Below are 13,125 nucleotides of genomic sequence, written 5' to 3' on the forward strand. Positions count from 1 at the left end.
CGCGGCCTCGGGCACCCCCGGCGCCCCGGCGGCGCTGGCGGCCGAGGCGGCTGCCAAGACCGCGGCGGTGTCGGCGCTCGGCGCGGCTTTCGCCGCGGCTGCCGGCCCCATGGGACCGCCCGACATGCATATATGCTCCATGCCGGCGGCGCCGACCCCGGTGCCCCACGGCCCCGGCGTGGTGCTTCAGGCCAGCCAGACCGTGCAGATAAACTGCCTGCCCGCCTGCCGGCAGGGCGACAAGGTGATCGAGCCGCTGGGCCCGCCCAACGCCATCGTCATGGGCTGCATGACGGTGCAGATCGGCTGAGCCGCAGCCGCGACGACCTGAACGAAACGCCAAGGGGCGCTTGCCCGTCGCCGCCGCGCCAAGGCAAACCCTGTCGCGCGCCGCCGCGTATTCGCGCGCCAGCCGCGCCACCAGCCCGGCGGCGGGCAGCACCTCATGCACGGCGGCGATGCCCTGCCCGCAGCCCCAGATATCCTTCCACGCCTTGGCCTTGGAGCCGCCGCCGGAGCCGAAATTCATCTTTGACGGATCGCTTTGCGGCAGGTCGTCGGGGTCGAGCCCGGCGCTCTCGATCGATCCGCGCAGGTAATTGCCGTGGATGCCGGTGAACAGGTTGGTGTAGACGATGTCCTCGCCCGCGCTGTCGACGATCTCCTGCTTGTAGGCGTCGCTCGCCGCCGCCTCCTCGGTGGCGATGAAGGGCGAGCCCACATAGGCCAGATCCGCGCCCATGGCCTGCGCCGCCAGCACCGCGTCGCCGGTGCCGATCGACCCCGACAGCAGCAGCGGCCCGTCGAACCATGCGCGGATTTCCGCGATCAGCGCGAAAGGCGACAGCGTGCCCGCATGCCCGCCGGCGCCCCAGGCCACGGCGATCAGCCCGTCGGCGCCCTTGGCGACGGCCTTGCGGGCGAACTTGTCGTTGATCACGTCATGCAGCGCGACGCCGCCATAGGAATGCACCGCCTCGAACACCTCCTCGCGCGCGCCCAGCGAGGTGATGACGATCGGAACCTTCCATTTCACGCAGGCCTCCACGTCATGCATCAGCCGGTCGTTGGAGCGATGCACGATCTGGTTCACCGCGAAGGGCGCGGCGGGGCGGTCCGGGTTGGCCGCGTCCCACGCCGCAAGCTCGGTGGTGATCCGCTCCAGCCACTCATGCAGCACCGGCCCGGGGCGCGCGTTCAGCGCCGGGAACGACCCGACGATCCCCGCCTTGCACTGGGCGATGACCAGATCCGGGTTGGAGATGATGAACAGCGGCGAACCGACCACCGGCACGCGGAGGGTCTGCAGGATCGGTGGCAGGGACATGGGCGGCGGCTCCTCGATTGTTGCGCGCCCAAGCTAGGACCGCGCGCCGGCCCGGGCAATCGGGACGTTGCGTCACGATCGCCGCGCCGGGGAAACCCGGTCATGCCATGGGGTCCGCGCGGGTCGCGGCCTTCCCGGACACAGGGCGCGAAGGCGATTCCGCGCGCTCAGCCGCCCTCGATCAGCGCCCCCGATCAACGCCCCCGATCAGCGCCCCCGATCAACGCCCCTAATCAGCGCCCCCGATCAACGCCCCCGATCAGCGCCCCCATTCAACGCCCCCGCCGCAATCCCGATCCCGGCGACGCGGGCCCGGGCCCCGATCCGGCGCAAGGCGGCGCCGGGCCGCGCGAGCGGCCACGCGTCACGGCGCGGCGGCGCGTTCGGGGCGATAAACGTGGAATCCGCCATGCACGACCACCGTGTCGCCGTCATGCTGGCCGCCCACGAGGTTGAGCGTGTTGGCCTGCACCCGCCGCGCCGCGGCGCCGGTCCCGACATTCTGCTCATAGAAGGTCACGCGGCCGTTGGCGTGGATCTCCTTGATGATCGCAGTGTGGTTGGGGGCGCCGCGGGTCTCCTCGCGCCAGCCGTCGGCGTTCTCCACGCGCACCCGGAAATTGCGGAACTGCACGATGTCGCCGGGGCGGGCCTGGGCCAGCGCCACGCTCTCGCCCCAGACGTAATCGGCGTTGGCGGAGATCTCGCCGTAATCGGGCGCGGATTTGGCCCCGGCGCCGCGCAGCGCCTGATCCGCAAGGTCGTAGCATTCGCCGCGCCCCACGCGCGAGCCCATGTTGCGTTCGCAGAAACGCAGCACCTGAGCGTTGATGGTCATGGATCCTCCCCTCGCAATTGCATGGCGTCAATCGGCCCGCGCAGGCGCCAGGGCGGCAAGCGGCCCCGGCGCGGTCGGCAAAACGCCGCGCGCGGCGCCTTCAGCATACACCAAATCGCCTGAACGAAGAAATGCGCGCCCGATCCGGGGCGCGCCGCGGGATCGGGCGACCACATGCGCCGGAGTCGAAATCGCCGCCCGCCGCGAAGCGGCGCGGCGGCGCTGGAACGCCAAAGCCTATCGCGCCGCTCAGGGCGCGATCAGCACCTTGCCATTGGGCTTGGCGAGTTCCTCGGGCAGGCGATCCGTCACATCGGCCAGCGACAACACGCCGGTCACGTCGGTGCGCCACTTGCCGGTGACGAACCGTTCCTGCACCTCCTGGATCGCCTTGATCTGCTCGGGGCGCGGCGTGGCGCGCATCCATTGCGTCAGCCAGAACCCCTCGATGCGCTTTTGCATGAAGATGAACTGCCCCATCTCGCGCAGCACCGGCGGTTCGGAACTGAGCTTGCCGTAGCTGATCCAGCGGGCGCCGCGCGGCATGGCGAAGAACATGTCGGCGGCGATCTGGTCGCCCACCGCGTCGAGCATCACCCGCGGCTTCAACGCCGCCGCGATTTTGGCGAAGCGCGCCGGAAAATCGCCGTCCACCGCGTTCAGCGCATGGGCCGCGCCCATCTCCTCCAACATGGCGATCTGGCTGTCGCGGCGCACGGTGACGATGGGCGCCACGCCGTGATCGCGCCCCAGCCCGATGATCAGCTTTCCCAGCTGGCTGGCGGCCGCGGTGAAAACGAAGCTGTCCGCGCCATCCTTGCGCACGATGTCGAACATGGCCATGGCGGTCAGCGGATTGACGATCTGCCCGGCCGCGTCCTCGTCGCGCAGATCCGGGCGCAGCGGGATGCAGGCGGCGGCGTCGGTGAGCGCGTATTCCGCCCAGGCCCCGGAATGGCTGGCGTAGAACGCCACCCGCTGGCCGACCAGCGCCCGCGCGTGATCGCCCTCTCCCGCGACCACCTCGCCGCAGGCCTCGAACCCGGCGGGCAGTCCCTTCACCCGCGGCTGACCGTATTCGCCCTTGATGAAATGGATGTCGGACGGGTTCACCGAGGCCAGTTTCACCCGGATCAGCACCTGCCCCTCGGCGGGCGCCGGAACCGGGATCTCCTTCAGCTCCAGCCAGGGCGCGACCGAGTCCAGACTCGGCCCCGTGGCCGTGCCCGAATAGCCGTCATGGCGCTGCACCAGCGCCTGCATGGTCGCAGGAATTGTCATTTTCTTTCCTTTTCAAGCGCCTGCAAAGCGTTTCTGCGATGAATTCTCAGGCGCCGCCGAACGCCGCCCCTGCCGAAGGCAGGTGGCGGCGCTGGTCGCGTCAAGTGAAATTCAGGCCCGCTCAGACCTTCTCCTGCGTGTATTTCTTCAGCTCCACCCGGGCCACCTGGCGGCGATGCACCGCATCCGGCCCGTCTGCGTGGCGCAGGGTGCGCAGATGGGTCCAGTTGCGCGCCAGCGGCGTGTCCTGGCTGACCCCGGCGCCGCCGAACATCTGCACCGCCTCGTCGGTGACCTTCAGCGCCACGCGCGGGGCGACCACCTTGATCTGCGAGATATACGGCGCCGCGGCGCGCGCATCGCCCTGATCCATCATCCACGCCGCCTTCAGGCACAGCAGCCGCGCCATCTCGATCTCCATGCGGCTCTCGGCGATGATGTCGTAATTCTGCCCCAGATGCGCGAGCTTCCGCCCGAACGCCTCGCGGCTGAGCGAACGGCGGATCATCAGCTCCAGCGCCGCCTCGGCCTGCCCCACGGCGCGCATGCAGTGGTGGATGCGCCCCGGGCCAAGCCGCCCCTGGGAGATTTCAAACCCCCGGCCCTCGCCCAGCAGCAGGTTTTCCACCGGCACGCGCACATCCTCGAAGCGGATATGCAGATGCCCATGGGGCGCGTCGTCATGGCCATAGACCTCCATGGCGCGCAGCTTGATGACGCCGGGCGTGTCGGCGGGCACCAGGATCATCGAATGCTGCTGATGCCGCCGCCGGCTTTCGTCGGGGGTGTGCACCATGGCGATGTAGATCTTGCAGCGCGGATCGCCGGCGCCCGAGGACCACCATTTCTCGCCGTTGAGCACGTATTCGTCGCCGTCGCGCACGCAGGACATGCGCATGTTGGTGGCGTCGGACGAGGCCACGTCGGGCTCGGTCATCAGATAGGCCGAGCGGATCTCGCCATTCAGCAGCGGCTTCAGCCATTCTTCCTTGTGGGCCTCGGTTCCGTAGCGTTCCAGCACCTCCATGTTGCCGGTGTCGGGCGCCGAGCAGTTGAAGGTCTCCGCCCCCAGATGCGCCTTGCCCATCTCCTCGGCCAGATAGGCGTATTCGACGGTGGACAGCCCGTAGCCCCGGGTCGAATCGGTCAGCCAGAAATTCCACAGCCCCTCGGCCCTGGCCTTGCTTTTCAGCCCCTCCAGCAGCTCGGTCATGCGCGGCGTGTACTGCCAGCGGTCGCCGCCGGCGCCCACGAGGCTCAGAAACTCCTCCGAGGCCGGCGCCACGTCGTCGCGCATGATCTGCGCCACCTTTTCGCGGATCGGCTTCAGCCGGTCGGTCATCCCCAGTGCCATGCTCATGCGGTCTCTCCCTGTCCGGCCGCCAGCCCGTGAAGGCAATAGGCGGCGATTTTGTCGATCAGATCGTTGCGGTCGCGGTCGGTTTCGCCGTCGCGCGCGCGATACCAGAACACCGCGCCATTGGCGGCGGCGAGCAGCGTGCGCGCAAAAAGCGCCACGTCGCAGGGCGCGAAATCGCCGGTCTCGACGCCGGCCGCGATGGCCCGCTCGAACAGCCGCTGGTGGCGGTCGCGCTGGGCGATCAGCCCGTTGAGCGCGGCGCGCTGCTCCGGCGTGGTGGCGGCGCGCAGATGCATGTCGACGCCCTGCAGCGCCACCCGGTGATAAGGCTGGTCGCGCAGGATCGAGACCAGATGCGCGCGCAGCATTCTTTTCATTTTTCCTGTCGGGGGATCGTCGGGCCCGGCCTCGAGCGCCGCGGTCACCTCGTCATGGATCAGGTCCAGCGAATAGCGCACCACATCCACGAACAGATCCAGCTTGGAGCGGTAATAGTGATAGACCCGCCCCTTGGTCGCCCCCATGCGCCGGGCCACGTCGTCGATCGAGGCGGCCGAAAACCCCTTCTCCATGAAGCAATGCGCCGCCGCGTCGAGGATCTCCTCGCGCGGCGCGGCGCGGCTTCCGGCCCCATGCCGCGCGCGGTCGCGCTGCGTATCGGCAATGGCTGCGGTCGGCCTCGGCATGGCGCCTCAAATCAGGGATCAGGACTGTTGCGTTTGTCGCGATCACGCTACATACTACCCGGTATGTTGTCCAGACCCGATAACGGAAACCGGGTTTCAGGGAGGGTGCGATGAGCTATCTCGACGATCTTTTCGGCGTCACCGGCAAGACCGCGCTGGTCACCGGCGGCGCCACCGGCATCGGCCGCATGATCGCCGAGGCGCTGGCGCGGGGCGGCGCGCGGGTGCTGATCGCCTCGCGCAAGGGCGCGGATTGCGCCCGCGTGGCAGAGGAAATCAACGCCGGCCTCGACGGTCCCGGCACGGTCGAGGGCTTCGGCGGCGACGTGGGGACCGAGGAAGGCGTCGCGGCGCTGGCCGGCGAAGTCGCCGCGCGCACCGACAGGCTGCACATCCTGGTCAACAACGCCGGGACCACCTGGGGCGAACCCCTGGGCGCGTTCCCGCATCGCGCCTGGGCCAAGGTGATGGACGTGAATGTCGCCGGGCTGTTCCAGCTCACCCAGTCGCTGCTGCCGCTGCTGGAGGCCGCCGCCTCCGACGAGGATCCGGCGCGGGTGATCAATCTGGGCTCCGTCATGGGCCATTGGCCGCTGGGCGACGGGGCCTATTCCTATTCCGCCTCCAAGGCCGCGGTGCATCACCTGACGCGGATCCTTGCCAAGGAGCTGGCGCATAAGCGCATGACCTTCAACGCCTTCGCGCCCGGCCCCTTCCAGTCGAAGATGACCGCCTTCGCCACCGGCTCCGACGAAAAGGCGGCGCAGGTCGGCAAGGGCGTGCCGCTGGGGCGCATCGGCATGCCCAGCGACGTGGCCGGGGCCTCGCTGTTCCTGTGCTCCAGGGCCGGGGCCTATGTCACCGGCTGCATCCTGCCGCTCGACGGCGGGCTCGGGGTGATGACCGGCGGCGATCTGTTCGGGAGGGAATGATGCAGGACGACGCCAGCCGCCCCGATCTGGGCGAGATCGTGGAGATGGACCCGCGGGACCGCCCGGTCCCGCTCTGGACGGTCGAGGATTTCCTGTCGCGCATCGGCGAGCAGGTGGGCGTCACAAGCTGGCGCCCGGTGACGCAGGCCATGGTGGACCGCTTCGCGCTGGCCACCGACGATTGCAATTTCGTCCATGTGAACCCCGAACGCACGCGGCGCGAGGTCGGGCTGCGCGGCACGATCGCGCATGGCTTCCTGACCCTGTCGCTGCTCTCGAGCATGGGCTACGAGGCGATGCCGCTGGTCGAGGGCGCGACGCTGGGGCTGAATTACGGCATCGACAAGGCGCGCTTCATCTCGCCGGTGCCGGTGGGCGCGCGGGTGCGCGGGCGCCTGACGCTGGCGGATGCCGAACGCAAGCCCGGCGCGCTGATCATCGCCTATGACGTGGTGGTCGAGATCGAGGGCGCCGAGGTCGCGCAGGGCGGCCGCCCGGCGCTGATCGCGCGCTGGCTGACCCACGCGACGCTGGCGGGCGCGACATGACCGGCGCGCCCGATCCGGCATTCGACCTCGCGACGCTCGGCCCTTATCTGGAGGCGAACGTGCCGGGCTTTCACGGCCTGCGCGCATTGCATAAATTCAAGAACGGGCAGTCCAACCCCACCTATCGCGTCGAGGCCGACGGCGGCGCCTATGTGCTGCGCGCCAAGCCGCCGGGCAAGCTGCTGAAATCCGCGCATCAGGTGGATCGCGAATTCCGGGTGATGTCGGCGCTGGCCGCCACCGCCGTGCCGGTCCCGAAGATGCTGCACCTGGCGGATGAGTCCAACCCCACGGGGCGCATGTTCTACGTGATGGAGCATCTGACGGGCCGGGTGTTCTGGGATCCCGCCCTGCCCGAGCAGACCCCGCAGGACCGCGCCGCCATCTACGACGCCATGAACGCGACGCTGGCGGCGCTGCATTCCGTGGACCCGGATGCGGTCGGGCTCGGCGATTTCGGTCGCCCCGGCAGCTATTTCGCCCGCCAGCTCGGGCGTTGGACCAAGCAGTATCGCGCCTCCGAAGTCGAACCCAACGCCGACATGGACGCGCTCATCGCCTGGCTGGAGGCGCATCTGCCCGAAGACGACGGGCAGGTGTCGCTGGTGCATGGCGATTACCGCATCGACAACATCATGTTCGCGCCCGACGATGGCGGCGCGCCCCGCGTGCTGGCGGTGCTGGACTGGGAATTGTCCACCATCGGCCACCCGCTCGCCGACCTCGCCTATCAATGCATGCAGTGGCGCCTGCCCCATGCCGGCGGGTTTCGCGGGCTGGAGGGCGTGGCCCGCGGTCCCGAAACCGGGCTGCCCACCGAAGAGAGCTATATCGCCGATTACTGCCGGCGGCGCGGCGTGCCGGGGATCCCGGACTGGCCGTTCTACCTGGCGTTCTGCTTCTTCCGGCTCGGGGCGATCCTGCAGGGGGTCTATCGGCGCTCGCTGGACGGCAACGCCTCGAACCCGGAAAAGGCGCGCACCTACGGGCGCTCCGTGCCGCTGCTGGCCGCGCTCGCCATGTCAACGCTGAAGGAAAGCCAATGACCCGACGTTTCGAGGGCGCAAGCGTGCTGATCACCGGGGCCGCCGGCGGGTTCGGGCGCGAAGCCGCGGCCGCCTTCGCCGCCGAGGGCGCCTCGCTGGTGCTGTCCGATCATCCCTCGGCCCCGCTGGAGTCGTTTTGCGCCGACTTTGACACGCCGGTCGCGGCGCTGGCGGGCGACGTCGCCGACCCCGACCTGCATGAAAGGCTGGTGGCGCTGGCGCGGGAAAAATTCGGCCGGCTCGACGTGGCGATCAACAACGCCGGCATCGCCCACCCCATGGGCCGCCTGCCCGATATCGACAATGACGCGGCGCGCCGGGTGATCGAGGTGGATCTGCTGGGCGTGTTCTTCGCCATGAAGCCGCAGCTCGTCGCGATGGCGGCGCAGGCGGCGCAGGGCGGCAGGGGCGGCGCCATCGTCAACATCGCCTCGGTGGCGGGGCTGGCCGGGGCGCCGACGATTTCCGTCTATGCGGCGGCCAAGCACGGCGTGGTCGGACTGACCCGCAGCGCCGCGGCGGAATACGCGCGCCGCGGCGTGCGGGTGAACGCCGTCTGCCCGGCCTTCGCGCGCACCGCGATGGTCGAACAGGGGCTGCTCGCAGACGACGACCCGGCCGAGGCCGAACGCCAGCTGGTGCGCGGCGTGCCCATGCGCCGCATCGCCGAGCCGCGCGAGATCATCACCGCCATCCTGTTCGCCGCCGACCCGGCCAACAGCTTCATGACCGGGCAGGCGATCGCGGTGGACGGCGGCATCACCGCGGTCTGAACCGCCGCCAATGGCGGACCGGGATCCGCCATTGGCCCGAAGGCGCCCCTAGTCGGAGGCGTAACCGAGATCGCGCAGCGCCGCCGCGATCTCGTCCAGCACCGCCGGATCGTCGATGGTCGCCGGGGCCTTGAAGGGCTCGCTGTCGGCGATCCTGGCCATGGCGCCGCGCAGGATCTTGCCCGAGCGGGTCTTTGGCAGACGATCCACCACGCAGGCCAGCTTGAACGCCGCCACCGGGCCGATCTTGTCGCGCACCAGCTTCACGCACTCCGCGACGATCTCTCCATGGGGCCGGTTGCAGCCGGCGTTGAGGCACAGGAAGCCCAGCGGCAATTGCCCCTTCAGCTTGTCGGCCACCCCGATCACCGCGCATTCGGCCACATCCGGATGCGCGGCGAGGACCTCCTCCATCGCGCCGGTGGACAGGCGATGCCCGGCGACGTTGATCACGTCATCGGTGCGCGCCATGATGTAAAGATAGCCGTCGCCGTCGATCATGCCCGCGTCGCCGGTCTCGTAATAGCCCGGGAAATGGTCGAGATAGGACGATCGGAACCGCGCCTCGGCATGCCACAGCCCCGGCAGCGTGCCCGGCGGCAGCGGCAGCTTGATGGCGATCGCCCCAAGCTGGTCCGGCCCCAGCGGATGCCCGCCCTCGTCGAGGATCTGCACGTCATAGCCCGGCATCGCCACCGTCGGCGACCCCAGCTTCACCGGCAGCTTCTCGATGCCCATGGGATTGGCGGCGATGGCATAGCCGGTCTCGGTCTGCCACCAGTGGTCGATCACCGGGATGTCGAGCAGGTCCTGGGCCCATTCGATGGTGTCCGGATCGGCGCGCTCGCCCGCCAGATACAGGGTGTTGAGGCAGCTCAGATCGTATTTTTCCGCGTATTCGCCCCGCGGATCCTCGCGCTTCACCGCCCGGATCGCGGTCGGCGCGGTGAAGAAGCTGCGCACCCGGTGCTCGGCGATCACCCGCCAGAAAGCGCCGGGATCCGGGGTGCCCACCGGCTTGCCCTCGTAGACGATGGTGGTGCAGCCCTCGATCAGCGGGCCGTAGCAGATATAGGAATGCCCCACCACCCAGCCCACGTCCGAGGCCGCCCAGAACGCGTCCCCCGGGGCCACGTCGTAGATGTTCTTCATGGTCCAGCTCAGCGCCACCATATGCCCGGCATTGTCGCGGATCACCCCCTTGGGCTGGCCCGTGGTGCCCGAGGTGTAAAGGATATAGAGCGGATCGGTCCCCTTCACCGGCACGCAATCCGCCGGCGCGACCCCGGCCTGGAAGCCGTGCCAGTCGAAATCGCGGCCCTCGATCATCGACGCGACTTCCTGTTCGCGCTGAAAGATCACGCAGAAATCCGGCTTGTGGGCGGCGAGCTCGATGGCGCCGTCGAGCAGCGGCTTGTAGTGGATCACCCGCCCCGGCTCCAGCCCGCAGGACGCGGCGATGATCGCCTTGGGCCTGGCGTCGTCGATGCGCACCGCCAGTTCCGCCGCCGCGAAGCCGCCGAACACCACCGAATGCACCGCGCCGATGCGCGCGCAGGCCAGCATCGCCTCCAGCGCCTCGGGGACCATGGGCATGTAGATCACCACCCGGTCGCCCTTCTCCACGCCCCTGGCCTTCAGCGCGCCGGCGAGGCTCGACACCCGGTCCTTCAGCTCGCCATAGGTGATCACATGCTTGGACCCGGTGATCGGGCTGTCATGGATGATCGCCGGACGGGCGCCGTGGCCCGCCTCCACATGCCGGTCGACGGCGTTGTGGCAGGTGTTGCACACCGCGTCGGGAAACCAGCGATAGATCGGCGCGGCGCTGTCGTCGAGCGCCCGCGTCGGGGCCTCGATCCAGTCGATGGTCTCGGCCGCCTGCAGCCAGAATTTTTCCGGGTCCGCCTTCCAGGCGTCGTAGACCTCTTGATATCCCATGGCGCGTCTCCTCCTGCCCGGCCGCGTCCCCGACCGGATTCTTGTCGAATTGTCCCCGAGCGCCGCAACGGCGCCCCCCAGTCACCAAATTGACTCAGGCGTAGGCGCGCACCGGCGTGCCCGCCAGCGCCGAGATGTTGAGCAGCCCCCGCGCGGTGATCGAGGGCGTCACGATATGCGCCTTGTTGCCCATGCCCATCAGGATCGGCCCCACCTCCAGCGCCCCGGCCATAAGCTTGAGGATGTTGCGCATCCCCGAGGCGGCGTCGGTGTTGGGCAGAATCAGGATGTTGGCCTTGCCCTCCAGCCGCGAATGCGGGAACAGCCGCTGGCGCATCTCCGGGTCGAGCGCCGCGTCGGCGTGCATCTCGCCCTCGAACTGGAAATCCGGCTCCTGACGCTGCAGCAGGGTCATGGCCGCGCGCATCTTGCGCCCGGATTCGGTGTCCAGCGACCCGAATTGCGAATGGCTCAGCAGCGCCACCCGCGGCTCCAGCCCGAAACGGCGCGCGTGGCGCGCGGCGGCGGTGGCGATATGGGCGATCTCCTCGGGCGCCGGATCCGGATGCACCTGGGTGTCGGCGATGAACACCAGATCCTTTTCCAGCAGCATCAGCGACAGCGCCCCCGCCGGGCGCAGCCCGGCGCGCCCCAGCACCTGGGTCACGTAGTTCAGATGCCACAGATACTGCCCGAAGGCGCCGCAGATCATCGAATCCGCGTCGCCGCGATGCACCGCCACCGCGGCGATGGCGGTGGTGTTGGTGCGCATGATCGCGCGCGCCAGATCCGGGGTCACGCCGCGCCGCTCCATCAGGTCGTGATAGGCGCCCCAGTAGTCGCGATAGCGCGAATCGCTCTCGGGATTGACGATCTCGAAATCGACGCCCGGCCTGATCGGCAGGCCGAAACGTTCGAGCCGCCCCGCCACCACCTCGGGGCGGCCGATCAGGATCGGCTTGTCCACGGTTTCCTCGAGCATCGCATGGGCGGCGCGCAGCACCCGTTCGTCCTCGCCCTCGGCGAAGATGATGCGCCGTTCGGACATGCGCGCGGCGTCGAAGACCGGGCGCATGATCAGCGCCGAGCGGAACACCGAGCCCTCCAGCCCCGCGCGATAGGCCTTCATGTCGGCCACCGGGCGGGTGGCGACGCCCGCGGCCATGGCGGCCTCGGCCACCGCGCCGGCCACCGCCGCGCGCAGGCGCGGATCGAAAGGCTTGGGGATCAGGTATTCGGGGCCGAACACCATGCGCTCGCCGCGATAGGCGGCCGCCGCCTCGGCCGAACTCGCCGCCATGGCCAGATCGGCGATCGCCTTCACGCAGGCCAGCTTCATGTCCTCGTTGATCACCGTGGCGCCCACATCGAGCGCGCCGCGGAAGATGAAGGGAAAGCACAGCACGTTGTTGACCTGATTGGGATAATCGGATCGGCCCGTGGCGATGATCGCATCCGGGCGCACCGCCTTGGCGTCCTCGGGGTTGATCTCCGGGTTGGGATTGGCCAGCGCGAAGACGATGGGCTTGTCGGCCATCCGCGCCACCATGTCCGCCTTCAGCACCCCCGCCGCGGACAGGCCGAGGAACATGTCCGCGCCCTCCAGCAGATCGCCCAGCGGTTTCGGCCCGCCGGGCTGGGCGAAGGCGGACTTATGCGGGTTCATGTCGATCTCGCGACCCTCATGCACCAGCCCGTGGATGTCGCATAGCCAGATGTTTTCGCGCCTGGCCCCGAGGCTCACCAGCAGGTTGAGGCAGGCGATCCCCGCCGCGCCGCCGCCGGTGGACACGATCTTCGCCTCGTCGATGGACTTGCCGGCCACGCGCAGCGCGTTCCACGCCGCCGCGCCGACGACGATGGCGGTGCCGTGCTGATCGTCATGGAACACCGGAATGTTCATGTTGGCGCGGCACCTGGCCTCGACGATGAAGCAGTCGGGGGCCTTGATGTCCTCGAGGTTGATGGCCCCGAAGGTCGGCGCCAGCGCGATCACGATGTCGGCGAGCTTTTCCGGGTCGGTCTCGTCCACCTCGATGTCAAAGCAGTCGATATCGGCGAATTTCTTGAACAGGACCGCCTTGCCCTCCATCACCGGCTTGGCGGCCTCGGCCCCGATATTGCCCAGCCCCAGCACCGCGGTGCCGTTGGTGACCACGCCGACCATGTTGCCCCGCGCGGTGTAGCGCGCCGCGGTGGCGGGGTCCTTCTGGATTTCCAGGCAGGCCTCGGCCACCCCCGGCGAATAGGCCCGCGACAGGTCCCGCTGGTTGGCGAGCGGCTTGGTGGCGCGGATCTCCAGTTTTCCGGGCGTGGGGAATTCGTGATAATCGAGCGCCGCCTGACGCGCCGCGTCCTGTTTCTTGTCTGCGTTGTCGTCGGGCATCTGAATG

General features: G+C 69.1%; 11 protein-coding genes. 4 read left to right on the forward strand and 7 right to left on the reverse strand.

The window, feature by feature from the left end; all coding sequences use genetic code 11:
• The 5 genes from AC1HC7_RS09660 to AC1HC7_RS09680 form a co-directional block, all read right to left on the reverse strand.
• Positions 1 to 1,327: NAD(P)H-dependent flavin oxidoreductase (locus AC1HC7_RS09660; RefSeq protein ID WP_479498971.1), on the reverse strand; the 1,327-nt coding region annotated here is incomplete at its 3' end.
• Between the two features lie 364 nt (positions 1,328 to 1,691).
• Positions 1,692 to 2,165 (reverse strand): CHAP domain-containing protein, encoded by a 474-nt coding sequence (locus AC1HC7_RS09665; protein WP_479497564.1) that lies wholly within the window; start codon positions 2,163 to 2,165, stop codon positions 1,692 to 1,694.
• 249 nt (positions 2,166 to 2,414) lie between these two features.
• A complete protein-coding gene (locus AC1HC7_RS09670) occupies positions 2,415 to 3,446 on the reverse strand; it encodes an alcohol dehydrogenase catalytic domain-containing protein (protein WP_479497565.1) in 1,032 nt (343 codons plus the stop codon).
• 121 nt (positions 3,447 to 3,567) lie between these two features.
• A complete protein-coding gene (locus AC1HC7_RS09675) occupies positions 3,568 to 4,806 on the reverse strand; it encodes an acyl-CoA dehydrogenase family protein (protein ID WP_479497566.1) in 1,239 nt (412 codons plus the stop codon).
• Entirely contained in the window at positions 4,803 to 5,492 is a 690-nt protein-coding gene (locus tag AC1HC7_RS09680; protein WP_479497567.1) for a TetR/AcrR family transcriptional regulator, read from the reverse strand. Before AC1HC7_RS09680 ends, AC1HC7_RS09675 begins: the two co-directional genes overlap by 4 nt.
• A 110-nt stretch (positions 5,493 to 5,602) precedes the next feature.
• On the opposite strand from AC1HC7_RS09680, the gene AC1HC7_RS09685 reads away from it, so the two are divergent.
• The 4 genes from AC1HC7_RS09685 to AC1HC7_RS09700 are packed head-to-tail and all read left to right on the forward strand — an operon-like array spanning position 5,603 to position 8,791.
• Positions 5,603 to 6,424 (forward strand): SDR family oxidoreductase, encoded by an 822-nt coding sequence (locus tag AC1HC7_RS09685; RefSeq protein WP_479497568.1) that lies wholly within the window; start codon positions 5,603 to 5,605, stop codon positions 6,422 to 6,424.
• Positions 6,424 to 6,972, forward strand: a complete 549-nt coding sequence (locus tag AC1HC7_RS09690; protein ID WP_479497569.1) for a MaoC family dehydratase — start codon at positions 6,424 to 6,426, stop codon at positions 6,970 to 6,972. The genes AC1HC7_RS09685 and AC1HC7_RS09690 overlap by 1 nt, the downstream gene beginning before the upstream one ends.
• Positions 6,969 to 8,018 (forward strand): phosphotransferase, encoded by a 1,050-nt coding sequence (locus tag AC1HC7_RS09695; RefSeq protein WP_479497570.1) that lies wholly within the window; start codon positions 6,969 to 6,971, stop codon positions 8,016 to 8,018. The genes AC1HC7_RS09690 and AC1HC7_RS09695 overlap by 4 nt, the downstream gene beginning before the upstream one ends.
• On the forward strand, positions 8,015 to 8,791 hold the full coding sequence (locus AC1HC7_RS09700; protein WP_479498972.1) for an SDR family NAD(P)-dependent oxidoreductase: 777 nt from the start codon (positions 8,015 to 8,017) through the stop codon (positions 8,789 to 8,791). The genes AC1HC7_RS09695 and AC1HC7_RS09700 overlap by 4 nt, the downstream gene beginning before the upstream one ends.
• Positions 8,792 to 8,839: 48 nt before the next feature.
• On the opposite strand, the gene AC1HC7_RS09705 is transcribed toward AC1HC7_RS09700, so the two are convergent.
• A complete protein-coding gene (locus tag AC1HC7_RS09705) occupies positions 8,840 to 10,732 on the reverse strand; it encodes a propionyl-CoA synthetase (protein WP_479497572.1) in 1,893 nt (630 codons plus the stop codon).
• Positions 10,733 to 10,826: 94 nt separating this feature from the next.
• Positions 10,827 to 13,118 (reverse strand): NADP-dependent malic enzyme, encoded by a 2,292-nt coding sequence (locus AC1HC7_RS09710; protein WP_479497573.1) that lies wholly within the window; start codon positions 13,116 to 13,118, stop codon positions 10,827 to 10,829.
• Between the last annotated feature and the right edge of the window lie 7 nt (positions 13,119 to 13,125).

It is taken from the genome of Oceanicella sp. (assembly GCF_056449545.1).

Bases quoted from the DNA above. Each gene is read 5' to 3' on its own strand.
- AC1HC7_RS09665 (WP_479497564.1), bottom strand. From the start codon at position 2,165: ATGACCATCAACGCTCAGGTGCTGCGTTTCTGCGAACGCAACATGGGC.
- AC1HC7_RS09670 (WP_479497565.1), bottom strand. From the start codon at position 3,446: ATGACAATTCCTGCGACCATGCAGGCGCTGGTGCAGCGCCATGACGGC.
- AC1HC7_RS09675 (WP_479497566.1), bottom strand. From the start codon at position 4,806: ATGAGCATGGCACTGGGGATGACCGACCGGCTGAAGCCGATCCGCGAA.
- AC1HC7_RS09680 (WP_479497567.1), bottom strand. From the start codon at position 5,492: ATGCCGAGGCCGACCGCAGCCATTGCCGATACGCAGCGCGACCGCGCG.
- AC1HC7_RS09685 (WP_479497568.1), top strand. From the start codon at position 5,603: ATGAGCTATCTCGACGATCTTTTCGGCGTCACCGGCAAGACCGCGCTG.
- AC1HC7_RS09690 (WP_479497569.1), top strand. From the start codon at position 6,424: ATGCAGGACGACGCCAGCCGCCCCGATCTGGGCGAGATCGTGGAGATG.
- AC1HC7_RS09695 (WP_479497570.1), top strand. From the start codon at position 6,969: ATGACCGGCGCGCCCGATCCGGCATTCGACCTCGCGACGCTCGGCCCT.
- AC1HC7_RS09700 (WP_479498972.1), top strand. From the start codon at position 8,015: ATGACCCGACGTTTCGAGGGCGCAAGCGTGCTGATCACCGGGGCCGCC.
- AC1HC7_RS09705 (WP_479497572.1), bottom strand. From the start codon at position 10,732: ATGGGATATCAAGAGGTCTACGACGCCTGGAAGGCGGACCCGGAAAAA.
- AC1HC7_RS09710 (WP_479497573.1), bottom strand. From the start codon at position 13,118: ATGCCCGACGACAACGCAGACAAGAAACAGGACGCGGCGCGTCAGGCG.